The 21,342-nt window shown below is 64.5% G+C and carries 27 protein-coding genes and 1 pseudogene; 12 read left to right on the top strand and 16 right to left on the bottom strand.

Going from position 1 to position 21,342, the window contains the following annotated elements:
• From E4L98_RS24415 to cynS, 6 genes are all read left to right on the top strand, one after another.
• Positions 1 to 1,177, top strand: a 1,177-nt coding sequence (locus E4L98_RS24415; RefSeq protein ID WP_135204135.1) for a penicillin-binding protein activator, incomplete at its 5' end; no start/stop codon positions are given.
• A gap of 7 nt (positions 1,178 to 1,184) precedes the next feature.
• The gene (locus tag E4L98_RS24410; RefSeq protein ID WP_135204134.1) at positions 1,185 to 1,535 is read left to right on the top strand and encodes a YraN family protein; all 351 of its coding nucleotides are present in this window, start codon (positions 1,185 to 1,187) and stop codon (positions 1,533 to 1,535) included.
• A gap of 57 nt (positions 1,536 to 1,592) precedes the next feature.
• The gene (locus tag E4L98_RS24405) at positions 1,593 to 2,189 is read left to right on the top strand and encodes a phosphoheptose isomerase (RefSeq protein ID WP_135204133.1); all 597 of its coding nucleotides are present in this window, start codon (positions 1,593 to 1,595) and stop codon (positions 2,187 to 2,189) included.
• On the top strand, positions 2,182 to 2,844 hold the full coding sequence (locus E4L98_RS24400) for a BON domain-containing protein (protein ID WP_135204132.1): 663 nt from the start codon (positions 2,182 to 2,184) through the stop codon (positions 2,842 to 2,844). The genes E4L98_RS24405 and E4L98_RS24400 overlap by 8 nt, the downstream gene beginning before the upstream one ends.
• On the top strand, positions 2,841 to 3,353 hold the full coding sequence (locus E4L98_RS24395; RefSeq protein ID WP_135204131.1) for a peroxiredoxin family protein: 513 nt from the start codon (positions 2,841 to 2,843) through the stop codon (positions 3,351 to 3,353). The genes E4L98_RS24400 and E4L98_RS24395 overlap by 4 nt, the downstream gene beginning before the upstream one ends.
• A gap of 55 nt (positions 3,354 to 3,408) precedes the next feature.
• Positions 3,409 to 3,852, top strand: coding sequence for a cyanase (gene cynS / locus E4L98_RS24390; RefSeq protein ID WP_135204130.1), 444 nt, complete (start codon positions 3,409 to 3,411; stop codon positions 3,850 to 3,852).
• Here cynS and E4L98_RS24385 read toward each other — a convergent pair.
• The 5 genes from E4L98_RS24385 to E4L98_RS24365 form a co-directional block, all read right to left on the bottom strand.
• Entirely contained in the window at positions 3,849 to 4,730 is an 882-nt protein-coding gene (locus tag E4L98_RS24385; protein ID WP_135204129.1) for a DUF3034 family protein, read from the bottom strand. The genes cynS and E4L98_RS24385 overlap by 4 nt on opposite strands.
• Before the next feature lie 14 nt (positions 4,731 to 4,744).
• The gene (locus E4L98_RS24380) at positions 4,745 to 5,218 is read right to left on the bottom strand and encodes a group I truncated hemoglobin (protein WP_135204128.1); all 474 of its coding nucleotides are present in this window, start codon (positions 5,216 to 5,218) and stop codon (positions 4,745 to 4,747) included.
• A gap of 66 nt (positions 5,219 to 5,284) precedes the next feature.
• Positions 5,285 to 5,707: a PaaI family thioesterase gene (locus E4L98_RS24375; protein ID WP_135204127.1), complete on the bottom strand. Its 423-nt coding sequence runs from the start codon at positions 5,705 to 5,707 to the stop codon at positions 5,285 to 5,287.
• A 59-nt stretch (positions 5,708 to 5,766) separates the two neighbouring features.
• Entirely contained in the window at positions 5,767 to 6,471 is a 705-nt protein-coding gene (locus tag E4L98_RS24370; protein WP_135204126.1) for an anti-sigma factor, read from the bottom strand.
• Positions 6,468 to 7,055 (bottom strand): sigma-70 family RNA polymerase sigma factor, encoded by a 588-nt coding sequence (locus E4L98_RS24365; protein ID WP_135204125.1) that lies wholly within the window; start codon positions 7,053 to 7,055, stop codon positions 6,468 to 6,470. The genes E4L98_RS24370 and E4L98_RS24365 overlap by 4 nt, the downstream gene beginning before the upstream one ends.
• A 124-nt stretch (positions 7,056 to 7,179) precedes the next feature.
• On the opposite strand from E4L98_RS24365, the gene E4L98_RS24360 reads away from it, so the two are divergent.
• The 5 genes from E4L98_RS24360 (at position 7,180) to E4L98_RS24340 (ending at position 13,388) form a co-directional block, all read left to right on the top strand.
• Entirely contained in the window at positions 7,180 to 9,186 is a 2,007-nt protein-coding gene (locus E4L98_RS24360) for a TonB-dependent receptor (protein WP_135204124.1), read from the top strand.
• 92 nt (positions 9,187 to 9,278) lie between these two features.
• On the top strand, positions 9,279 to 10,796 hold the full coding sequence (locus E4L98_RS24355) for a DUF4331 domain-containing protein (protein ID WP_135204123.1): 1,518 nt from the start codon (positions 9,279 to 9,281) through the stop codon (positions 10,794 to 10,796).
• A complete protein-coding gene (locus E4L98_RS24350; RefSeq protein ID WP_229257548.1) occupies positions 10,793 to 11,050 on the top strand; it encodes a hypothetical protein in 258 nt (85 codons plus the stop codon). Before E4L98_RS24355 ends, E4L98_RS24350 begins: the two co-directional genes overlap by 4 nt.
• 53 nt (positions 11,051 to 11,103) lie before the next feature.
• Positions 11,104 to 12,297, top strand: a complete 1,194-nt coding sequence (locus E4L98_RS24345; protein ID WP_135204122.1) for a tetratricopeptide repeat protein — start codon at positions 11,104 to 11,106, stop codon at positions 12,295 to 12,297.
• Positions 12,294 to 13,388, top strand: coding sequence for a HupE/UreJ family protein (locus E4L98_RS24340; protein WP_135204121.1), 1,095 nt, complete (start codon positions 12,294 to 12,296; stop codon positions 13,386 to 13,388). The genes E4L98_RS24345 and E4L98_RS24340 overlap by 4 nt, the downstream gene beginning before the upstream one ends.
• Here the strand turns inward: E4L98_RS24340 and E4L98_RS24335 are convergent.
• From E4L98_RS24335 to yfcF, 7 genes are all read right to left on the bottom strand, one after another.
• Positions 13,385 to 14,047 (bottom strand): uracil-DNA glycosylase, encoded by a 663-nt coding sequence (locus tag E4L98_RS24335; RefSeq protein ID WP_135204120.1) that lies wholly within the window; start codon positions 14,045 to 14,047, stop codon positions 13,385 to 13,387. The genes E4L98_RS24340 and E4L98_RS24335 overlap by 4 nt on opposite strands.
• On the bottom strand, positions 14,047 to 14,703 hold the full coding sequence (locus E4L98_RS24330; protein WP_135204119.1) for a peroxiredoxin: 657 nt from the start codon (positions 14,701 to 14,703) through the stop codon (positions 14,047 to 14,049). Before E4L98_RS24330 ends, E4L98_RS24335 begins: the two co-directional genes overlap by 1 nt.
• A gap of 79 nt (positions 14,704 to 14,782) precedes the next feature.
• Complete coding sequence (locus tag E4L98_RS24325; RefSeq protein ID WP_135204118.1) at positions 14,783 to 15,160, bottom strand: type II toxin-antitoxin system VapC family toxin; 378 nt, start codon at positions 15,158 to 15,160, stop codon at positions 14,783 to 14,785.
• Positions 15,160 to 15,393 carry a type II toxin-antitoxin system Phd/YefM family antitoxin gene (locus tag E4L98_RS24320; RefSeq protein WP_135204117.1) on the bottom strand — a complete coding sequence of 78 codons (234 nt, stop codon included), beginning with the start codon at positions 15,391 to 15,393 and terminating at the stop codon, positions 15,160 to 15,162. The genes E4L98_RS24325 and E4L98_RS24320 overlap by 1 nt, the downstream gene beginning before the upstream one ends.
• 101 nt (positions 15,394 to 15,494) lie before the next feature.
• Positions 15,495 to 16,469 (bottom strand): lipoyl synthase, encoded by a 975-nt coding sequence (gene lipA / locus E4L98_RS24315; protein WP_135204116.1) that lies wholly within the window; start codon positions 16,467 to 16,469, stop codon positions 15,495 to 15,497.
• Positions 16,470 to 16,499: 30 nt separating this feature from the next.
• Positions 16,500 to 17,180 (bottom strand): lipoyl(octanoyl) transferase LipB, encoded by a 681-nt coding sequence (lipB, locus tag E4L98_RS24310; RefSeq protein WP_135204115.1) that lies wholly within the window; start codon positions 17,178 to 17,180, stop codon positions 16,500 to 16,502.
• Between the two features lie 48 nt (positions 17,181 to 17,228).
• On the bottom strand, positions 17,229 to 17,855 hold the full coding sequence (gene yfcF / locus E4L98_RS24305) for a glutathione transferase (protein ID WP_135204114.1): 627 nt from the start codon (positions 17,853 to 17,855) through the stop codon (positions 17,229 to 17,231).
• Between the two features lie 108 nt (positions 17,856 to 17,963).
• Here yfcF and gcvA point away from each other — a divergent pair, with 108 nt between their 5' ends.
• Positions 17,964 to 18,857, top strand: a complete 894-nt coding sequence (gcvA, locus tag E4L98_RS24300) for a transcriptional regulator GcvA (protein WP_135204113.1) — start codon at positions 17,964 to 17,966, stop codon at positions 18,855 to 18,857.
• Here gcvA and E4L98_RS24295 read toward each other — a convergent pair whose 3' ends face one another.
• The 4 genes and pseudogenes from E4L98_RS24295 to E4L98_RS30170 all read right to left on the bottom strand — a co-directional run.
• Positions 18,858 to 19,133: a DUF493 family protein gene (locus E4L98_RS24295; protein ID WP_135204112.1), complete on the bottom strand. Its 276-nt coding sequence runs from the start codon at positions 19,131 to 19,133 to the stop codon at positions 18,858 to 18,860.
• 68 nt (positions 19,134 to 19,201) lie between these two features.
• On the bottom strand, positions 19,202 to 19,987 hold the full coding sequence (locus E4L98_RS24290; RefSeq protein ID WP_135204111.1) for a coiled-coil domain-containing protein: 786 nt from the start codon (positions 19,985 to 19,987) through the stop codon (positions 19,202 to 19,204).
• Positions 19,988 to 20,016: 29 nt separating this feature from the next.
• A complete protein-coding gene (locus tag E4L98_RS24285) occupies positions 20,017 to 20,805 on the bottom strand; it encodes a DUF2491 family protein (RefSeq protein WP_135204110.1) in 789 nt (262 codons plus the stop codon).
• 1 nt (position 20,806) lies between these two features.
• Positions 20,807 to 21,342: pseudogene (locus tag E4L98_RS30170) on the bottom strand (hypothetical protein); the annotation flags it as partial.

The following is a 21,342-nucleotide window of genomic DNA, read 5'->3' as shown; positions in this document are numbered from 1 at the left end:
CGGCCAGCCGGAACTGCGCCAGGCCGAGTCCGGCGCCCGCTTCGTCAACGACGCGGCGCCGCCGTCCGGCGCCAATACCCGCATCGCCCTGCTGTTGCCGCTGCGCTCGGACACGCTGGGCACCGCCGCCGACGCCGTGCGCGCCGGCTTCATGGCCGCCTGGGAACGCGACCGCGACACCATCAGCGTGCGCGTGGTGGAAACCGGCGACGTGCCGCAGGATATCCTGTCCGCCTACGCCCGCACGCTGGACACCGACGACATCATCGTCGGCCCGCTGTCGCGCCCGGCCGTGGCGGCGGTAGCGGCCAGCCCGCTGCTGAGCAAGCCGACCATCGCGCTGAATTCTCCCGAAGGCCACGGCATGCCCGGCGCCGCGCCGCTGCCGCCCAACATGCTGGCGATCGGCCTGTCGATCGAGGAAGAAGCGCGCCAGGTGGCGCAATGGGCCAACAGCGAGCAGCCGGGCGGCGCGGCGTTGGTGCTTACTACCAGCTCGGCCTGGCAGCGCCGCGTGGCCGCCGCCTTCGCCAACCAGTGGGAAGGCAAGCTGGGCCGCCAGGTCCGCATTGTCGAACTGAGCGCGCCGGACGGCTATCTGAGCGACCCGGAACTGGTGCAGCTGCGCGCGCGCCTGCGCGACGACCTGCCGGCGCTGCTGTTCTCGGCCATGGGCGCCGACCAGACCCGCCAGCTGCGGCTGGCTCTGGCCAGCGCGCTGACCACCGCGCCGGACAACCCCATCATCAGCACCGCCGACGCGCTGCCGCCGCCGGCGCCGGTGCCGACCGAGCAGTTCAGCAGCCTGCCGATCTACGGCACCTCGGCGCTGAATCCGGGCCGCAACGCCAACTTCCCCACCCAGGACCTGGAAAACGTGCGCCTGCTGGATCTGCCCTGGCAGGTGCAGCGCGACCATCCGGCGGTGATGGTTTACCCGCATCCCGAGCAGGCCGGCGGCGTCGGCGGCGCCGACATGGCGCGCCTGTACGCGCTGGGTATCGATGCTTTCCGCGTGGCGCGCGAGATCAGCCGCCACCCGGTGGGCCGCTTCCAGCTGGACGGCGTCACAGGCAAGCTGAACGTCAAATTCGGCGACGGCCCGGCCAGCTTCGAGCGTGTCGAGCAGTCGGCCATCTACAAGAACGGCGCACCGCAGCCGGTGGCGATCCCATGAGGAAGCCATGCCGCGCACTCCACAGCAGCGGCTGGGCCGGCTGGGCGAGGACCGGGCGCTGGCCCACCTCGAAGCCCACGGCCTGACGCTGGTGGAGCGCAATTTCCTGTGCAAATCGGGCGAAATCGACCTCATCATGCTGGACGGCCCGCTGCTGGTGTTCGTCGAGGTGCGCCGGCGCGCCTCGGCGCGCTTCGGCGGCGCGGTCTACAGCGTCACCCCGGCCAAGCAGCAGCGCCTGTTGCGGGCCGCGCAATATTACCTGCTGCGCCATAAAATCCCGCCGCCGTGCCGCTTCGATGTGGTTGCCATCGATGAGCACAAGTTGTCATGGATACAAAACGCGCTGGAGATGTAAGCATTTTTTTCAGCGCTTGTCCGGTCCGTCCAACGACTGCACTATAATCAGCACACTATGACTAATCAACGCATCCTTTCGCACTTCCACGAAAGTGCCGAACTCAAAATCCAGTCCGCCACCGTCCTCGCGCCGCATATCGCCCAGGCGATCGAGATGATGTTCTCGGCGCTGTCCAACGGCAACAAGATCCTGGTGTGCGGCAATGGCGGCTCGGCCGCCGACGCCCAGCACTTCGCGGCCGAGCTGGTGGGCCGTTTCGAGCGCGAGCGTTTCCCGCTGCCGGCCATCGCGCTGACCACCGACACCTCGATCCTGACCGCGGTGGCCAACGATTACAGCTACCGCGAGATCTTTTCCAAGCAGGTGCAGGCGTTCGGCCAGGCCGGCGACATCCTGCTGGCGTTCTCCACCTCGGGCAACTCCGGCAACGTGATGGCGGCCATCGAGGCGGCGCTGGAGCGCGAGATGCGCGTGGTGGCGCTGACCGGCAAGGGCGGCGGCGCCATCGGCAAGATGCTGACCGACGCCGACATCCACATCTGCGTCCCGCATGACCGCACCGCCCGCATCCAGGAAGTCCACCTGGTCACCATACACTGCATTTGCGACGGCATCGACGTCGCCCTGTTCGGAGGAGATGTGAATGAGTAATCCCGGCGTCATCTGGAAAAAAGTACAACGTCCACTGGCGATGAGCCTGCTGTGCGGCGCCCTGCTGGCGTCGCTGTCGGGCTGCGTGGCGGTGGTCGCGGGGGGTGCGATTTCCGGAACGCTGGCGGCGACCGACCGCCGCACCCTGGGCGCGCAGACGGAAGACCGCGCGATCGAGGTCAAGGGCCAGATCAAGGCCAACAACGCGACCGGCGACGCCGGCCACGTGAACATCAACAGCTTCAACCGCCGCGCCCTGCTGACCGGCGAAGTGCGCGACGACGCCATGAAGGCCGCCGTCGAACGCGAAGTGCGCAGCATCGAGGGTGTGGTCGAAGTGATCAACGAACTGGAGATCGCCGGCCCGTCGAGCTATACCTCGCGCTCCAGCGACGCCATCATCACCACCAAGGTCAAGGCCAGCCTGGTCGATGCCAAGGACATTTCCGCCAATTCCTACCAGGTGGTCACCGAACGCGGCGTGGTCTACCTGCAGGGCCGCGTGACCCAGCGTGAGGGCCAGATCGGCGCCGACATCGCGCGCGGCGTCAGCGGCGTGATGAAGGTGGTCAAGGTGTTCGAATACATCTCCGAGGAAGAGTGGAAGACCTACCAGCCCAAACCCGCCAATAATTCGCAGAGCAGCTCATCATGACTACCTCCTCCCGCGCATGGATTAAACCGGTGATCGCCGCGGTGGCGATTGCCGCCATCGGTTTCGGCGCCTACGCCACGCTCAACCAACGTGAGGTGGCGCCGCAGTTGGCCTTTGTCAGCATCAAGGGCGAGAAAATCACCCCGGAAAGCCTGCGCGGGAAAGTCGTGATGGTCAATTTCTGGGCAACCTCGTGCACCACCTGCGTGGGCGAAATGCCGAAGATGGTCGACACCTACAACAAGTTCAAGGACCAGGGCCTGGAGTTCGTGGCCGTGGCGATGAACTACGATCCGCCCAACTACGTGATGAACTACGCCGAAACCCGCAAGCTGCCGTTCAAGGTGGCGCTGGATACCGACGGTTCGGCCGCCAAGGCCTACGGCAACGTCAACATGACGCCGACCACCTTCGTGATCGGCAAGGACGGCAAGATTCTCAAGCGCTACCTGGGCGAGCCGGATTTCGCCGCCTTGCATAAGTTGCTGGCGCAATCGCTGCAGGGCTGACACTGGCACGCGGCTTGCATGGCTTTTGGCTTTCCAACCAACCAGGGAAGCCGCCATGGACCGCCAGCAAGTCACGCAAAAAATCCTGTCCGCCAAAGTCGCCAAGCAGATGCGCTGGGCCGACATCGCCACCGAATTCGGCCAGAGCAAGGAATGGACCACCGCCGCCCTGCTCGGCCAGATGACCTTCACCCGCGCCCAGGCCGACAAGGCGCAGCAACTGTTCTCCCTCACCGACGAAGAAGCCGCCTGGCTGCAGATCGTGCCCTACAAAGGCTCGCTGCCAACCGCCGTGCCGACCGATCCGCTGATCTACCGCTGGTACGAAATCGTCAGCGTCTACGGCACCACCATCAAGGAACTGATCCACGAGGAATTCGGCGACGGCATCATGAGCGCGATCGACTTCTCGATGGATATCCAGCGCGAAGCCGATCCCAAGGGTGACCGCGTGCAGGTGGTCCTGAGCGGCAAATTCCTGCCCTACAAAACCTACTAGAAGCCGGTCTGCAGCGACAGGTACAAGCCCTTCTGCTTCTTGGGATTGAAGATGGTGATGTCGCCCAGATTGGCGTACGCCAGCGTCACCGAGACGTTCCGGGTCGGGAACCAGGCCAGGAAGGCGTCATAGTACGCCTTCTCGTTATCGACGCCGAGGTTGTGGGGCTTGTGGCGGTATTCGACGCCCAGCGCCAGCCGGCGGTTGATCAGGTACGCGGCCGAGATCTCCGGCTCCAGGCGCACATCATCGTTGCGGTCGCCGCCGAAGCCGAGCAGGCCCATCTGGTTAGCCTTGGTGGCGCGCAGCGTGCCGTTCAGCAGCAGGCTTTGCTCCAGCAGGAGCTTGGTGGCGGAGACGTAGTAATCGTAGCCGCTGTCGTCCCTGGCGCCGAGCTGCTTGACGTTGGTGACGCCCAGCGCACCGAGGCCGCCTATGCCCTTGTTCTTCTTGTACATGATGCCGATGGCGACCTGCGGCATCCAGCTGTCCTGCTCATATACCGCGTCGCCGGCCACCTTCAGCTTGAGGCCGACGATGTCCTGCCTGATGTTGAGCTGGTCGAGCGGCGCCAGGCTGCCCTTGAATTCCTGCTTGGCGAACGACAGTTCCAGACGATCGGCGATGCCGACCGCCACGCCGTAGCTGTTCAAGCGATAGTCCTGCGTATCGACATAGGTGTAATGCGCATTGGCGCCCCAGCTGTCGCGGGTGCCGTAGCCGGTGATCAGCGCCCACGGCGTCAGTCCGCCGCCGCCGGCGCCTTCGACCTGCGAGACGCCGCCGGTAGCCAGCAGCTTGCCCATGTCGGGTTTCATTTGTGCGGACGCGGCGCCGCATGCCAGAGCCGCCAGCAGGACTGGAATGATTTTTTTCATGTCGAGTCTCACGCTTATTTGGTCACGATATCGCGCTGCATCGGCGCCAGCTTGGCGACCAGCTTGAGCGCGACGCCGCTCGGCACCTGGTGCTGTTCCATGGCGATCTGCAAGTCTTCGGTCAGCGCGTTGAACATGGCGTTGGTGATCTGCAGATCCTGGTGCACGCTCTTCATGTCGCGCACCGGACCCACGCCTTCCATCGCCTTGTCGTGATACTTGCCGGTGTATTTGCAGGGACCGCCGGCATATTCGCAGAACTGTTCCTGCAGGCGCTGATTGATCTGCGGGATGTCAAAATCGGCGAAATTGTCCTTGATGCGCGGATCGGCCAGTACCAGCGTCAGAAACGAATCGACGATCTTCCTGATCCCTTCCTTGCCGCCCAGGCCGCGGTAAACCGCGTCGTCGGTATAGGGAGTTTGGGCCATCGCCAGCGAAGCGGCCAGCAGCAGGCCACAGCCAACCAGCTTGATGAATTTTTTCATATGCGTCCTAAAGGGAAACGATAAAGAGAATTCAGCGGGGGCTCGGCTTTGCTGCAATGTAGCAGATTACTTCGGGTACAGGATCATTTGCGTGCATCGGAACAACGCTATTGTTTTGCCAGTGCCCTTGTTGACGACCGTGGCATCCCACACCTGCGTGGTGCGGCCCAGATGCACGGCCGTCGCCGTCGCCACCACCGTCCCCTCGCGCGCCGTGCCGAGGTGATTCGATTTCAATTCGACCGTGGTGAAATTCTGCGCGCCGTCCGGCAGGTGCGAGAAACAGGCATAGCCGCAGGCGGTATCGGCCAGCGTGACCACCGCGCCCGCGTGCAGGAAACCATTCGGCGCCAGGTGCTGGCCGCCGACGTCGAACTCGGCAACGATCTCCCCCTCCTTGACGGAGGTGATGTTGATGCCGAGATGATCGGGCAGCGTGCCCTTGCCGAACTGGTTGAAATAGTCGACGGTGAATTTGCTGGCGTCCATAAGCGCTGACTCGCGGATGAGGGCATTGCCCGATACCCGCGATGATAGCAACTTTCAAACTACATCACACGCACCCAGTTGCCCTTGTAGAGGATAGGACCGGTAGGGCCGTTGGGGTCGGGCGAGCCGCCTTTCGGTTCCAGCGACACGGCCAGCAGGGCCACATCGTCGGCGATCGCGCTGTTGGTCAGCGCCAGCCTGATCTCGCCGTGATCGCCCAGGACGCCCAGCGAGCGCGGATTGCCCTGCTTGGGCACGGCCCACAGCTGCAGCGTCTTGTCGCTGGCCACCGGCGCATTGCCGACCAGGCGCACCGTCAACGTCCTGCGGCCGGTATCGCCGGTCAGCACCAGCGCGGTATGCGCCTTGTCGTCGGTCAGCGTGGCGACGTAGTCGAGCTGCGGCGTCTCCAGCACGCGGGTGCCGATGACGATCACCAGCAAGGCCGCCAGCGCCGCCGAGGCCAGACTGAGCGAGCGCCAGAAGTTGAGCGACTCGTTGCGCCAGAACTGCCAGGCCGGTGCGGCGGGACGCAGTCCCAGGCGACGTTCGATGCCGCTCCAGACCTGCTTGCGCGGCTGCTGCGCCGGCGCGAATTCCGCCATCGGCGCCAGCCGGTCCTGCCATTCGGTGACGGTGCGGCGCAGCGCCGCATCGTTGTGCAGATGGCCTTCGAAGCGGCGGCGTGCGCCGCCCTTCAGCGTGCCCAGCACGTATTCGGCGGCCAGCTTTTCGCGCAGCGGGCCATTGTCGCGGATATTCATGTGCGGCCGCCTTTCGCCAGGCAGGCTTTCAGGCGCTCCAGGCCGCGCCGTATCCAGGTCTTGACGGTGCCGATCGGCAGTTCCATCTGCGCCGCCACTTCGCTGTGCGACAGTTCATGGAAATATGCCAGGCCGATCACCTGCCGGTGCATGCGCTCGAGCACCGACATGCAATACGCCAGCGCCTTGGCGTCGCCGCTCATTTGCAGTGCCTCGATGGGCGTGGCTGCGGGGTCGTGCAGGGCATTGAGCACCTCGTTGTCAAACTGTTCGCCATCTATTTCGGCATGCACATCGCTGCGGCGCAGGAGATCGAAAGCCTTGTTGCGCACGATGGTGGTCATCCACGTCATCGGTGCCGCCAGGTGGCTCTGATACGTGCCGGCGTTGTTCCAGATCGCGACATAACTGTCCTGCAGCACTTCTTCGGCCAGCTCGCGCTTGTTCAATATACGCAGCGCGAAGCCGAACAGTTTCGACGATGTGGCGTTATACAGCGCGCGAAAGGCCGCGGCATCGCGGTTGGCGGCGCCTTGCAGCCAGGTGCGCAATTGCTGGGGATCGAGCGTGTGGGCGTCGGACACGGCATTCCTTGTGAATAAATAGGCATGTGCAAAATATCACACTCCTGTGCAGCCACGAACACAATTCGGTGAATCCGGCGCGCCTTCCGTCCCGTACAAGCATGACAACAACCGGGAGAGGGCGATGGCAATCAGGTACGGCATGGCGGCGCTGCTGGCGATACAGGGCGCGGCCTGGGCGGCGGTCGATGGCGACAGCTCGGTCGCCGCCACGGTGGTGGTGTTGGGCCATTACGACAATGCGGTCGGCACGTCCGACGCCGCCAGCCAGGGCACGGTGACGGCCAGCCTGATCGCCAACCGGCCGGCGCTGCGCACTGGCGAGCTGCTGGAATTCGTGCCCGGCATGATCGTCACCCAGCATAGCGGCGACGGCAAGGCCAATCAGTACTTCCTGCGCGGCTTCAACCTGGACCACGGCACTGACTTCGCCACCTGGGTCGACGGTATGCCGGTGAACATGCGCAGCAACGCGCACGGCCAGGGCTACTCCGACCTCAATTTCCTGATACCGGAACTGGTGCAGCGCATCGATTACAAGAAGGGCGTTTATTTCGCCGACGAGGGCGATTTCTCCTCGGCCGGCGCGGCCCACATCCGCCTGGCCGACCAGCTGCCGCAAGGGATCGCCAGCCTGACGCTGGGCAGCTACGGCTACCAGCGCGGCGTGCTGGCCGATTCGTTTATGGCCGCCGGCGGCACGCTGCTGTACGGACTGGAAATCGCCCGCAACAACGGCCCGTGGCAGACGCCGGAACAGGTGCGCAAGTACAGCGGCACGCTGCGCTACAGCCACGGCGACGCCCAGGACGGCTACAGCGTCACCGCCATGGGCTACCGCAACCGCTGGCACGCCACCGACCAGGTGCCGTTGCGCGCCGTGCAGGAGGGACTGATCGACCGCTACGGCAGCCTCGATCCCAGCGACGGCGGCGACACCGCGCGCGCCAGCCTGGCCTGGAACTGGCATCGCCGCAGCGGCGAACGCATCACCGAAGCCTCGGCCTACCTCGTGCATTCCAGCCTGGACTTGTACAGCAACTTCACTTACCGGCTCAATGATCCGCTGCGCGGCGACCAGTTCCAGCAAAGCGAGCGCCGCACCATGGGTGGCGCCAGCACCAGCCAGACCTGGCTGAATCAGCTTGGCGGCATCGACATGCGCAACAAGATCGGCGTGCAGACGCGCTACGACCACATCGCGCCGATCGGCCTGTACGCCACCGCGGCGCGCCAGCGGCTGGCCACCGTGCGCGAGGACCGCGTCAACCAAGCCAGCATCGGGCTGTACGCCGAAAACACCAGCTACTGGACGCCCTGGCTGCGCAGCATCGCCGGCCTGCGCCATGACGCCTACCGCTTCCAGGTCAACGGCGAGCGGGCCGACGCGTACAAGTTCTCGCCCAAGCTGTCGCTGATACTCGGGCCCTGGGCCAGGACCGAATACTTCCTCAACTACGGCACCGGCTTTCACAGCAACGACGCGCGCGGCGTGACCGGCCCCGAGCCGGCGCCGCCGCTGGTAGGCACACGCGGCGCCGAGCTGGGTGTGCGCAGCGAATGGCTGCCCGGCCTGCAAAGCTCCTTGTCGCTGTGGACGCTCGATATCGATTCCGAACTGGTGTACGCCGGCGACAGCGGCCAGACCGAAGCCAGCCGCGCCAGTCGCCGGCGCGGGATAGAATGGAGCAACCACTACATCGCCGCGCCGTGGCTGCTGTTCGACCTCGACCTGTCGGCCTCGCGGGCGCGCTATCGCCAGCACGACCCGGTCGGCGACTACGTGCCGGAGGCGCTCGACAAGGTGGCTTCGTTCGGCGTCACCGTCAAGGACATCGGCAACTGGTTCGGCGGCTTCGAGCTGCGCTACTTCGGCCCGCGCCCGCTGATCGAAGATAACAGCGTGCGCTCGGCCTCCACCATGCTGGCTTACGGCCGCATCGGCTACCGCATCGGTCAGCGCACCAGATTGACCCTGGACGGCTTCAACCTGTTCAACCGCCGCGCCAGCGATATCGATTACTTCTACACCTCGCGCCTCGCGGGCGAACCGGCACAGGGTGTCGACGACGTGCACTTCCACCCGGTCGAGCCGCGCACGCTGCGGCTGACCCTCACCCACAATTTCTAGAAATAAATCTTAGCGAATCTGAATCTGGCGCACATCACGCCGCGTATATCAGCCTGCAGTACCACGTTGGTCAACTAATGGGAGATGAAGACATGCAAACTATCGTCAAGCTAGCCGTGCTGAGCGCACTGGTTGGCGCATACGCACCATCCGTGCTGGCATCCAGCCACCGCGAGGCACCGTTCGTCACGCAAAGCCCCAAGGTCGATGGCACCGACTTCTATATGTTCCGCAGCTACGAAACCGGCCGTGCCAATTTCGTCACGCTGATCGCCGACTATGTGCCGCTGCAGGATGCCTACGGCGGCCCGAACTACTTCGAGATGGACCCCAACGCGCTGTATGAAATCCACATCGATAACAATGGCGACGCCAAGGAAGACCTGACCTTCCAGTTCCGCTTCAATAACACCAACAAGGACACCAAGCTGACCGTCGGCGGCAAGCAGGTCTCGATCCCGCTGGTGATCAACGGCGGCGCCATCGCCGCACCGAACGCCGCTGGCGCCAATGTGCGCGAGACCTACACCATCAACGTGGTGCGCGGCGACCGCCGCACCGGCACCAAGGCCGCCGTCACCAACGCCGCCGATGGCAGCAGCACCTTCGACAAGCCGCTCGACAATATCGGCAACAAGTCGATACCGAACTACGCAGCGTATGCCGCGGCCCACGTCTACAACATCAACATCCCCGGCTGCAGCACGCCGGGCCGCGTGTTCGTCGGCCAGCGCAAGGATCCGTTCGTGGTGAATCTGGGCGAAACCTTCGACCTGGTGAACATCAAGGCGCCGGCCACCGAGTTTGCCGCCAACGCGGAAAAGGCTGCGCACGACGATCTGGCCGACAAGAACGTCACCGCCATCGAACTGGAAGTGGCGGCATCCTGCCTGACCGCGTCCGGCAGCAGCGATCCGGTGATCGGCGGCTGGACCACCGCCAGCGTGCGCCAGGGCCGTCTGCTGAACCCGACCCCGAACAGCAGCACGCCATCGAAGGAGGGCGGCGCCTGGACCCAGGTCTCGCGCCTCGGCATGCCGCTGGTGAACGAGGTGGTGATCGGCCTGAAGGACAAGGATACCTTCAATGCCAGCAAGCCTTCCGGCGACGCGCAATTCGCCACCTACGTCACCAATCCGACCCTGCCGGCGCTGATCGAAATCCTGTACGGCAGCGCCGGCGCCAAGGCGCCGACCAACTTCCCGCGCAATGACCTGGTGGCGGCCTTCCTGACCGGCGTGAAAGGTCTGAACCAGCCGGCCACCGTCACCGCTTCCGAAATGCTGCGCCTGAACACCTCGACGCCGGCGGTGGCGATGGGCAAACAGAACCGCCTCGGCGTGATCGGCGGCGACAATGCCGGCTTCCCCAATGGCCGCCGCCCCGGCGACGACGTGGTCGACATCGCGCTGCGCGTGGTGATGGGCAATCTGTGCACCTTGAACCTGGGCTGCGCACCGGCCGACGCACCGGCCGGCGGCCTGCACTTCACCGACGGCGCCTACCTCGACGACAGCTACTTCACGGCCGCCTTCCCGTATCTGAAAAACCCGCTGCCAGGTTCGCCGCAAACGGCATCGACGGCACAAGCGATGCGGAGGGCGCCATGAAAAAACTCAGCCTGAGCGCAATGCCGATGCTGCTGCTGCTGGCCCTCAGCGCCTGCGGCGGCGACAGTCACTATGAGGATCCGGTGACGTCTACGCCACCACCGCCGCCGCCACCTGTCAGCACGGTCGACAAGTTCTACACGGCGGTGCTGGCGATCATCGGCGACGGTGCCGAGACCACCACCGAACCGGTGGCGACCGAGAGCATCGCCGCCACCACGCCGGACGATACGGAACCGGTGGCGTTGAAGTAGGCGCCAGGGTGGCTGCGCCGGCCGCAGCCACCTTTTGCCATGCGAGGAGCGTCATGACAAATCTGATCCGCAAGCTGGCCTGGTGTGCCGCCGTCGTCGTGACGGCGGCACAGGCAGCACAGGCGCAGCCCTACATTCCCGCCAGCGGCCAGCAGGTGATCGAAACCCTGCCGCGCCGCGGCGATCCGCTGCAACAGGAACTGCGCCGCCTGCGCGCGCAGTTGCAGGCGCAGCCCGGCGACCTGACGCTGGCCAGCGACATTGCACGCCGCTACATCAAGCTGGCGCGCAGCGAAACCGATCCGCGCTATCTCGGCTATGCACAGGCGGCGCTGGCGCCATGGTGGGCACTGCGCGCGCCGCCGCCGCAAGTGCGCCTGCTGCGCGCGACGCTGCTGCAAAGCACCCATCAGTTCACGCCCGCCATCGCCGATCTGAAGGCCGTGCTGGCCGACGATCCGAAAAACCCGCAGGCCTGGCTGACGCTGGCCACCATCCAGACCGTGCAGGGCGACTATGCCGGCGCCACCACCAGCTGCGCCCATGTCTCCAGCCTGTCGATCGAGCTGGTGACGGTGTCCTGCATCGCCGGCGTCGGCGCGGCGACCGGCCGCGCCGCAGCCAGCGAACAGCTGCTGGACCTGACCCTGGAACGCAGTCCCAACGCGCCGGAAGAACTGCGCGTCTGGGCCTCGACCACGCTGGCGGAGATCGCGCAGCGCCTGGGCGAATCGACGCTGGCCGAGCAGCGTTACCGGCGCGCGTTGACGCTCGCCCCACGCGACAGTTATCTGCTGGGCGCTTATGCCGACTTCCTGCTTGAACAGCGGCGGCCGGGCGAAGTGCTGATGCTGCTGGCCGACCAGACCCGTATCGACGCCTTGCTGCTGCGGCGCGCGCTGGCCTTGCAGCAGCAGGGTAATCAGCGCCGCCAGCTCGATGCCGATATCGCCGAACTGACGGCCCGCTTCGAAGCCGCCATGCAGCGCGGCGACAGTGTGCATCAGCGCGAGCAGGCGCGCTTCGAACTGCTGCTGCGTCGCGACGCGGGCAGGGCGCTGGTGCTGGCGCGGCAAAACTGGGAAGTGCAAAAAGAAGCCGCCGACGCCCGCATCTACCTCGACGCCGCCCTGCGGGCAGGCGACGCGCGCGCCGCGCAGCCGGTGGTTGCCTGGCTCGCGCAACATCACACCGAGGACGTGGCGGCGGCCAGGCTGATACAGCAACTGAACAAGGGGCGGCGATGATACGCATGCTGATATTTCTGGCACTGCTGTGCGGCGCCGTGTCGCCGGCACAAGCGCACAAACCGAGCGACAGCTATCTCTCGCTCAGCGTAACGCAGGCGCGTGTCAGCGGCCAGTGGGACATTGCCCTGCGCGACCTCGATTTCGCCATCGGCCTCGATCAGGATGGCGACGGCAAGCTGACCTGGGACGAGATCCGCAATCGCCATGCGGCCATCGCCGCGTATGCGTTGCAACGGCTGCAGATCGCCACCCAGGCAGGCCCCTGCAAACTCACGCCCGTGCAGCAGCTGATCGACAACCATACCGATGGTGCCTACAACGTCCTGCGCTTCGACGCCGCCTGTCCGGGCGACGTCGCCACGCTGGACATTCACTACCAGCTGTTTGCCGACCTCGACCCGCAACACAAGGGTCTGCTGCACCTCGCGCACGATGGCCAGACCATCACCGCCATCTTCGATCCCGCACACGCACGGCAAACGTTGTCGCTGGCCGCGCCCGACCGCTGGCATCAGTTTCGCGCTTACGTCATTGACGGCGTCTGGCACATCTGGACCGGCTACGATCACATCCTGTTCCTGCTGTCGCTGCTGCTGCCGGCCGTGCTGCTGGCGGCGCCGCTGAACAACCTGCGCGGCGCCTTCATCGATGTGCTGAAGGTGGTGACGGCATTCACGCTGGCGCATTCGCTGACCCTGACGCTGGCCAGCCTGTCGCTGGTGTCGCTGCCTTCGCGGCTGGTGGAATCGGCGATTGCCGCCTCGGTGATCCTGGCGGCGGTGAACAACCTGTACCCGCTGTTCCGCGGGCGCCGTCCGCTGGCGGCATTCGCGTTCGGCCTGATTCATGGCTTCGGCTTTGCCAGCGTATTGATCGATCTCGGCCTGCCGCAAGGCGCGCTGCTGGCCAGCCTGTTCGGCTTTAACCTGGGCGTGGAGCTCGGTCAGCTATGCATCGTCGCGCTGTTCCTGCCGCTGGCGTTCACGCTGCGCGACACGCGCTTCTATCGCGGCGTAATGCATGGCGGCTCGGCGCTGATCGCGCTGGTGGCGGCGGTGTGGCTGGTCGAACGCGCGTTCGACCTCTAGGCCCACTGGATCGGCGTCTGGCCGTTGGCGCTCAGGTAGTCGTTCGCGCGCGAAAATGGTTTGCTGCCGAAGAAGCCTTTGTGCGCAGAGAATGGCGAAGGATGCGGCGCAGTGATCACCAGGTGCTTGCGGCTGTCGATCAGCGCGCGCTTGGCGATCGCATAGCTGCCCCACAGGATGAAGACGATGTGCTCGCGCTGCTGCGACAGCTGGCGGATGGCGCTGTCGGTGAACGTCTCCCAGCCCTGGTTGGCGTGCGAGCCAGCCTCGCGCGCGCGCACGGTCAGCACGCTGTTCAAGAGGAACACGCCCTGCCGCGCCCAATCGGTGAGATCGGTCTGGCGCCGCGCGAGGCCGAGATCGTTGTGTAGTTCCTGGAAGATGTTCTGCAGGCTGGGCTGCGGACGGTTACCGTCCGGGACCGAGAAGCAGAAGCCCATGGCGGCGCCCGGCGTGTGATAGGGGTCCTGGCCGAGTATCACCACCTTGACCTGATCGAACGGCGTCAGGTCGAAGGCGCGGAAGATGTTCTTGCCGGCCGGACAGCATTGCCCGGCCGCATATTCGGCGCGCACGAACGAGGTCAGCGCTTCCCAGTACGGCTGCTCAAACTCCTGCTGCAGCTGCTGCTTCCACGATGCCTCGATGCGTACGCTCATTACGCCGGTTGCTTGGTCACGCGCAGGTAAGGCTTGATGGTGCGGAAGCCGGGGAACTTGGTTTCGGCCTCTTCATTGGAGACGGCGGTGGTGATGATCACGTCGTCGCCGTTTTTCCAGTTCACCGGCGTGGCGACCTTGTGCTTGGCGGTCAGCTGCATCGAATCCAGCACGCGCAGGATTTCATCGAAATTGCGGCCGGTGGTCATCGGATAGGTCAGCATCAGCTTGATACGCTTGTCCGGGCCGATCACGAACACCGAGCGCACGGTGGCGTTGGTGGCGGCGGTGCGGCCGTCGGAGCCGCCGGCTTCGTCGGCTGGCAGCATGTTGTACAGCTTGGCCACGTTCAGGTCGGTATCGCCGATCATCGGATACTTGACGGCGGCGCCCTGGGTTTCCTCGATGTCGGCGGCCCACTTCTCGTGGTTGTCGACCGGGTCGACCGACAGGCCGATCAGCTTGGTATTCCGCTTGGTGAATTCCGGCTCGATCCTGGCCATGTAGCCCAGTTCGGTGGTGCAGACCGGCGTGAAATCTTTCGGGTGCGAAAACAGGATGGCCCATTGATCGCCGATCCAGTCGTGGAACTGAATCTGGCCATGGGTGGTTTGCGCGCTGAAATCCGGCGCGATGTCATTAATGCGGAGCGACATGATAGCTTCCTATAATCATGGTTGAAGTGACAACAAGACCAGGCATCATACCAAATCTTCAACGCACCGCCCAAGTCATTCAGATCAGTTCCACCAGTGTGGAGTAATTCGCTAGAACTCGATCAGTAGTAAGCAAGGTCAACGATTCGCTGACTGCCTGACCGATCAGCAGGCGATCAAATGGATCGCGATGGATCAACGGTAGCTCTTTCACCTTGGCGGCGTGCTTGTGCGAGACCCTCAACTCACGCAAGCCAATTTGCGCAATCTGCCCTAACAGGTCGTCTAAATCCACATCGAGCTTACCAACACTGACTTTGATTGCGATTTCCCAAATGGACGCACTGCTGACGTATGTCGGCCGCGCAGCCAAAATCTTCTCCCGGGCGAGCGCTGACAATTTAAGGTCGTCCTGCAAGCTCCACAGCAATACATGAGTGTCTAACAGGAGCCGCACTATTTGCCTTCAAAGGCTGCTAGCAGATCGGCAGGCAACGGAGCATCAAAATCCTCGGCGATCCAAATTCTGCCTTTCATCGTACCGAACTTGAACGGCTTGGGCGTGGGCATGGCTAAAAGTTCAGCGACCGGTTGGCCGGCTTCGGTAAGAATCACTTCCTCGCCGCGGCGAGCGGCTTCGAGCAGGCTGGTGAGCTGGGTTTGAGCTACGCTGATGTCGACGATCGGCATATGACCTCCATCGAGTCAGTATAGCTTCTGCCGCTATGCGGGCAAGCCGCGCCTTCTGATGCAGATCAAATGAAAAGGGCTCCTTGCGGAGCCCTTGTTCATCAGCCTGCGGCCAGCACGTTGTGCGCCTGCTCGTCCGCGTGGTACGAGGAGCGCACCATGGCGCCCACGGCGGCGTGGGCGAAGCCCATCTTGTACGCTTCTTCTTCAAAGAACTTGAAGGTGTCCGGATGCACGTAGCGGCGAACGGGCAGGTGGCTGTTCGACGGCGCCAGGTATTGGCCGATGGTCAGCATGTCGATGTCGTGCTCGCGCATGTCGCGCATCACCTGCAGGATTTCCTCGTCGGTCTCGCCCAGGCCGACCATGATGCCCGACTTGGTCTTCACGCCCGGATACAGCGCCTTGAAGTCCTTCAGCAGCTTCAGCGAGTGCAGGTAATCGGAACCCGGACGCGCTTCCTTGTACAGGCGCGGCACGGTTTCCAGATTGTGGTTCATCACGTCCGGCAGGCCGTCGGCGAAGATGGCCAGCGCCTTTTCCAGGCGGCCGCGGAAGTCCGGCACCAGCACTTCGATCTGGGTGCGCGGCGACAGCGCGCGGGTATTGCTGATGCACTCGACGAAGTGCTGGGCGCCGCCGTCACGCAGGTCGTCGCGGTCCACCGAGGTGATCACCACGTAGCTCAGACGCAGCTTGGCGATGGTGTTGGCCAGGTTCGTTGGCTCGTCCTTGTCCAGCGGGTCCGGGCGGCCGTGGCCGACGTCGCAGAACGGGCAGCGGCGGGTGCACTTGTCGCCCATGATCATGAAGGTGGCGGTGCCCTTGCCGAAGCATTCGCCGATGTTCGGGCAGCTGGCTTCCTCGCACACGGTCACCAGCTTGTTCTCGCGCAGGATGTCCTTGATCTCGTAGAAGCGGGTGTTGGGCGAACCGGCCTTGACGCGGATCCACTCCGGCTTCTTCAGACGCTCGACCTGCTCGACCGGCACGATCTTGATCGGAATGCGCGAAGTCTTGCTGGCGCCTTTTTGCTTTTCGCTGGGGTTGTAAGCAATAGTGGTCTCGGAAGTCATAGCTCTGCGTGCCCTCGCGGGCATAGTGGGTTATTCGGTTGTTGCGGGTTCGGCGGCGTCAATGTGCAGCACCTTGACCAATTCCTCGGCCAGCTGCCGCTGCACATCCGACAACTGCGCCGGCGCGCCGACGCTGCGCATGTCGATGGTTTCCAGGCCGGCATAGCCGCAGGGATTAATCCAGGAAAACGGCGCCAGGTCCATCGCTACGTTCAGCGACAGCCCGTGGTAGGTGCAGCCATTGCCGCGCACCTTCAAGCCCAGCGCGGCGATCTTGGCGCCCTTTTTCGGGCCGCCGGCCATGTAGATGCCCGGCGCGCCCGCGACGCGCTCACCGTCGAGATTATACGCCGCCAGCACGTTGATCACCGCCTGCTCGATCTTGTTCACAAACTGGCGCGCGTACAGCTTGCCGCCCGGCTTGTTGCGGCGCAGGTCCATCAGCAGGTAGATCACCACCTGGCCGGGGCCGTGGTAGGTGACTTCGCCGCCGCGGTCGGTCTGCACCACAGGGATCGTGGACGCGCCGGCCAGCAGGTGGCCACGGTCGGCGCCCAGGCCCAGCGTGTAGACCGGCGGATGCTCGACGATCCACAGCTCGTCGCGCGTATCGGCCGTGCGCGCGTCGGTGAAGGCGCGCATGGCGGCAAACGTGCTGTCGTAATCGGCGAGTCCGAGATGCCTGATCTCAGGGGAGGTTGGGGACGTCATGCCCGCCATTATAAATCACCGGGCTGGAACCCGCTCCGGCAGCCGCTTTCAGCCAGGTTGATGGCGATTCAGCCAGGCTTGCACCGATGGCCGCTGCCACTGGAAATCAACGTAGTCGCGCAGTTTTTGCGGCATCTCGTCGCCATTGCGCACCAGCCGGCTCAGCATGATGGCCAGATCGGTATCGGCAATCGACCAGGCGCCGAACAGGTGCTGCGCGCCCTGCACGAAGTGACCGGCGACGTGCACCAGCTTGGCGGCGGCCTGCTGTGCGCTGTCGCTCAGCGGCGCACACGGCTTGTTGTAAAACACCGTTTCCGTGTCGCGTTCCACCCGCACGGGCAGCAGGTCGCTGCGCACCCAGCCCTGGATCTGGCGCGCCTGGGCACGCTGGCGGCGGTCGCTTGGGTACAGCGCGATGTATTCCGGCGCCGGGAAACTCTCGTCCAGATATTCCGTGATGGCGCTGGATTCGGTCAGCACAAAGTCGCCCTCGACCAGTGCCGGCACGCGGCCGGTCAGTGCGCGGCCGGCATAGGCCGGCAATTTCTGCTCGCCACTGCCCAGGTCCACGGTCCTGACCGTGAATGGCAAGCCCTTTTCGGTCAGCGCCACGAAGGCGGACAGGGCATAAGGGCTGGTGGACAGGCTATCGACGTACAGTTCAAGCGACATGGCGGCTCCTTGGGTAGATTTATTCACATGGTAAACCTTGTCTAAGTGCCTGTATAACGGTATATTTTCGCAATTCTTGTTAGTTCTATTCACATAGTTATCCACAACTTGGCCATCCGCCTGCCCAATTTTTCCGCCCTGCGCGCCTTCGAGGCGGCGGCCCGCCACGAGAATTTCTCGCGCGCGGCGGAAGAACTGCACCTGACGCATGGGGCGATCAGCCACCAGGTGCGGGCGCTGGAAGAGGAATTGGGAAGGCCGCTGTTCGTGCGTCACGGCCGGCAGGTGAAAATAACTAACGACGGCCTGAAATTTGCCCAGTTTTTAGGCAAAACTTTTGCCGATATCGCGGTGGCCACCAACGCCATGCGCGCGGCGGCCATCAATCAGCGGCTGACCATCACCTCGATTCCGTCATTTGCGGCGCGCTGGCTGGCGCCGCGTCTGGGCCGATTTATCGAGCTGCATCCGGATATCGAAGTGGTGTTGCAGTCCAGTGGACACATGCAGGATCTGGCGCGCGAGGGCATCGACGTCGGTATCCGGTTTGGCCGCGGCCACTATCCGGGCATGCTGGCGCTGAAACTGATGGGGGATATGTACTACCCGGTGGTAAGTCCCCACTATCGCGGTGGGGCGCTGCCGGCCGCGCCGACCGATCTGGCACAGCACACGCTGCTGCGCTCGGTCGAGCCATGGATGCCATGGCTGCAGGCGGCCAGGGTGGATTTGTCGGAACCGTCCGGCGGGCTGCTGTTCGAGGATTTATCGATGCTGATCCGTTCCGCCGCCGACGGCAACGGCGTGGCGCTGGTGCGGCACGTGGTGGCGATGCAGGAGATTGCTTCCGGGCAGTTGCTGCGGCTGTTTGATATCAGCACGCCCAGCCCGGACGAGTATTACTTCGTCACGCCGCCCGGCGCGGCCGAGCGGCCGCAGGTGCAGGCGTTCCGCCGCTGGCTGCTGGAAGAGATTGATGCCTTCCAGCGCCAGCAGGGCTGATTACATCACGATCTTGACCATCGGATGCGCCGACAGCTCGGTGTACAGCGCGTCCAGCTGCTCGCGGCTGGTGGCGCGCACCACGCAGGTCAGGCCGGTGTAATTGCCCTTGGCCGAGGGGCGCACTTCCATTTTGCCTTCGTGGAAATCCTGGTCGTGCTTCTGCACCACCAGCACGATGGTCGGGGCGAATTCGTTATGAGTCGGACCCATGACCTTGATCGGGAAGTCGCTCGGGTACTCGATGAGGGACTCGGACGGTGGGATCGCTTTCATATTTTTTCCAATCTGATAATAAAAACCGGCGACGCCGACTGGCGTCTCCGGCCTATATTGTAGCTGGATCAGGACTTTGCAAGCGCCAGCGGCTCGCTGGACTGGCCGGACAAGCGCTGCAAGCGCGCCAGCGCCGATTCGTTGCCCAGCGCCGGCTGGCTGACCGATTTGCGGATCGCCTCCAGCTCGGCCGCCTGGTCCAGCGGACGCTGGCCGATGTCGGTGACGATGCGCATGCCTTCGGCCTGGTTGCGGATGGTGTCGGCGCGGCGGGTCAAGGCGCTCAGCGCGCTGGACTGGCCGCGCATGCCTTGCAGGCCGGCCAGCTGTTCCTGGCGCTCGGCGCGCAGACGTTGCAGATCCTGCTGCGCCTTGGCCGAGGACAGCGCCTGCATCGCCTTTTTCGCCTGCGCGTCGAACTCGGCCAGCTGTTTGGACAGCGCATCGACGATGGTTTGCAGCTCGTCCATGTACTGCCTGGCGTCGGCTTCCTCCTGCTGCTCCTGCGGCAGGCGCGCCTTGTTGGCTTCCAGCTCGTCGCAGAACAGGGTGATGGTCGACTCGGAGATCTTGCCGGAAGCCAGACGCTCGGCCAGGGTGCCGGCGGCCTGCTCGTCGGTGGCGATCAACTGGCGCAGCTTGACCACATCGTCGGCCTCCTTCTGGAAGGCGCTGCGGGCGGCGGCCAGTTTCTGGGCGGCGCTGCGCAGATTGTCGGCCAGGCGGTCGCGGTCGGCCTCGGTGGCGGTTTCCGGATCAAAGTTGGCGATCGCTTCGGAGACGCGATTGCCCAGCGCGCCGAAATGCTTGGTGATCAGGCGCGCGGTCAAACCCCAGCCATTCAAGTTGCTCATGTCAGTTGTCCTCATTCAAAAGTTGCGCATCATTGGATAACGATGCGTTGCTGCTCCACCGGGATGCCGATCACAAAGTCGACGTGGATCCCGCGTTTGCTGGTATCGCCGTTCACGCTATGGATGATCTCCGTCGTGATCAGCAGATATTCGTAGCCGCCGCCGCGCAACTGGCGCACGTAGGGCATGAAATACACTTCCTGGCGCAGGCCCGAGCGGCCGCCGCTGTCGTCCAGCCGGGTTTCGGTGCCGGTGTACGGGGGCACGAACTCGGCCTGCGGGTCGCCGGCGTCGCGGCGGTAGGGCAGGCTGTCCCGGTCGCCGAAAATCATGTCCAGGTCGCTTTGATCGAGGCCGATGTCGTTCAGCTGATCGCGCCACAGCGTGTAGCTGCGGTCGCCCAGGCCGGCGCTGGCGCGGCCCGTGTAAGCGTCCTGGTCCTCGATGGTTTCCGGGATCACGCGCGCCAGCTGGCTGCAGTACAGGATCTCGCTGACCGCGCCGCCGGCGTTTTGGTAGACCTGCAGGAATTTCTCCCGCTCGTCGTCGCGGTCGCCGGTTTCCAGGTAATAGCGGTACAGGCCACCCGACTGCTGGAGCCGCAACTGGGACACGGCGACGATGCGCGTGTCGTCGGCCGCCGGCAGCGTGATCAGCGAGCCATCGCCCACCGCCCGCAGCAGCGGCGACTGCTGGATGCCGACCACGCTGCCGATACGCGCCCCCAGCGGCAGGCCGGTATCGGTGCGCGGCGCCTCGTTGCCGGCGAGTTTGGCCGCGCCGTTGCGCAGATAGTTGTAAGCATCGGACCAGCCCATCTCAGTTCCTTTCAAATGAATAAGTCGGGGTGCCGCGCAGACGGCGCAGCTTGCGCACGCTGTAGACGATGGCCCAGGCGAACAGGCTCAGCACCGACAGCCAGATGAACCAGCGCAGCACGCTGGCGCCGAAAGATGGCCGTGGCGCCTGCGCGTGCGCATCCAGGCCGGGCATACCGCTGGCGGCATAACTGCTGTTGCGGTTGCCGAGATCGCTGCCGCTGCGGGCGCCGCTGTCAATTCCGTTGCCGTTGGCTTGATCGCTGCCATTGCTGCTGCCGCTGCCTGGCACAGCTGGCTGTTGCTGTTGCGCCTGGCTGCCGGTCGGATACGAGACCGGTTGGTGACTCTGACTGATCGCCCGTCCCAGCATGAAACCGATCGCGCCATGCAGCAGCGCATTGCCGGAACCGGACGGTTGCTGATACACCGGCGGCTGGGCCGGATACGGCGCGCCGGCCGGCTGCCGGTAGGACGGCGGCGGCGCCGGCTGGCGCAGCGTATCGTTCAGCGGCGGCGGCGTGGCATCGGCGGCGC

The sequence above is a fragment of the Duganella callida genome (assembly GCF_004614165.1).
GTDB classification, from domain to species: domain Bacteria; phylum Pseudomonadota; class Gammaproteobacteria; order Burkholderiales; family Burkholderiaceae_D; genus Rugamonas; species Rugamonas callida.
The sequence above is the reverse complement of the archived record's forward strand: the minus strand, read 5'-3'. Positions and strand labels throughout refer to the sequence as shown.

Excerpts from the sequence above, each read along its gene's own strand:
- E4L98_RS24410 (WP_135204134.1), top strand. The coding sequence starts at position 1,185 with ATGCCGCGCACTCCACAGCAGCGGCTGGGCCGGCTGGGCGAGGACCGG.
- E4L98_RS24405 (WP_135204133.1), top strand. The coding sequence starts at position 1,593 with ATGACTAATCAACGCATCCTTTCGCACTTCCACGAAAGTGCCGAACTC.
- E4L98_RS24400 (WP_135204132.1), top strand. The coding sequence starts at position 2,182 with ATGAGTAATCCCGGCGTCATCTGGAAAAAAGTACAACGTCCACTGGCG.
- E4L98_RS24395 (WP_135204131.1), top strand. The coding sequence starts at position 2,841 with ATGACTACCTCCTCCCGCGCATGGATTAAACCGGTGATCGCCGCGGTG.
- cynS (WP_135204130.1), top strand. The coding sequence starts at position 3,409 with ATGGACCGCCAGCAAGTCACGCAAAAAATCCTGTCCGCCAAAGTCGCC.
- E4L98_RS24385 (WP_135204129.1), bottom strand. The coding sequence starts at position 4,730 with ATGAAAAAAATCATTCCAGTCCTGCTGGCGGCTCTGGCATGCGGCGCC.
- E4L98_RS24380 (WP_135204128.1), bottom strand. The coding sequence starts at position 5,218 with ATGAAAAAATTCATCAAGCTGGTTGGCTGTGGCCTGCTGCTGGCCGCT.
- E4L98_RS24375 (WP_135204127.1), bottom strand. The coding sequence starts at position 5,707 with ATGGACGCCAGCAAATTCACCGTCGACTATTTCAACCAGTTCGGCAAG.
- E4L98_RS24370 (WP_135204126.1), bottom strand. The coding sequence starts at position 6,471 with ATGAATATCCGCGACAATGGCCCGCTGCGCGAAAAGCTGGCCGCCGAA.
- E4L98_RS24360 (WP_135204124.1), top strand. The coding sequence starts at position 7,180 with ATGGCAATCAGGTACGGCATGGCGGCGCTGCTGGCGATACAGGGCGCG.
- E4L98_RS24355 (WP_135204123.1), top strand. The coding sequence starts at position 9,279 with ATGCAAACTATCGTCAAGCTAGCCGTGCTGAGCGCACTGGTTGGCGCA.
- E4L98_RS24350 (WP_229257548.1), top strand. The coding sequence starts at position 10,793 with ATGAAAAAACTCAGCCTGAGCGCAATGCCGATGCTGCTGCTGCTGGCC.
- E4L98_RS24345 (WP_135204122.1), top strand. The coding sequence starts at position 11,104 with ATGACAAATCTGATCCGCAAGCTGGCCTGGTGTGCCGCCGTCGTCGTG.
- E4L98_RS24340 (WP_135204121.1), top strand. The coding sequence starts at position 12,294 with ATGATACGCATGCTGATATTTCTGGCACTGCTGTGCGGCGCCGTGTCG.
- E4L98_RS24335 (WP_135204120.1), bottom strand. The coding sequence starts at position 14,047 with ATGAGCGTACGCATCGAGGCATCGTGGAAGCAGCAGCTGCAGCAGGAG.
- E4L98_RS24330 (WP_135204119.1), bottom strand. The coding sequence starts at position 14,703 with ATGTCGCTCCGCATTAATGACATCGCGCCGGATTTCAGCGCGCAAACC.
- E4L98_RS24320 (WP_135204117.1), bottom strand. The coding sequence starts at position 15,393 with ATGCCGATCGTCGACATCAGCGTAGCTCAAACCCAGCTCACCAGCCTG.
- lipA (WP_135204116.1), bottom strand. The coding sequence starts at position 16,469 with ATGACTTCCGAGACCACTATTGCTTACAACCCCAGCGAAAAGCAAAAA.
- lipB (WP_135204115.1), bottom strand. The coding sequence starts at position 17,180 with ATGACGTCCCCAACCTCCCCTGAGATCAGGCATCTCGGACTCGCCGAT.
- yfcF (WP_135204114.1), bottom strand. The coding sequence starts at position 17,855 with ATGTCGCTTGAACTGTACGTCGATAGCCTGTCCACCAGCCCTTATGCC.
- E4L98_RS24295 (WP_135204112.1), bottom strand. The coding sequence starts at position 19,133 with ATGAAAGCGATCCCACCGTCCGAGTCCCTCATCGAGTACCCGAGCGAC.
- E4L98_RS24290 (WP_135204111.1), bottom strand. The coding sequence starts at position 19,987 with ATGAGCAACTTGAATGGCTGGGGTTTGACCGCGCGCCTGATCACCAAG.
- E4L98_RS24285 (WP_135204110.1), bottom strand. The coding sequence starts at position 20,805 with ATGGGCTGGTCCGATGCTTACAACTATCTGCGCAACGGCGCGGCCAAA.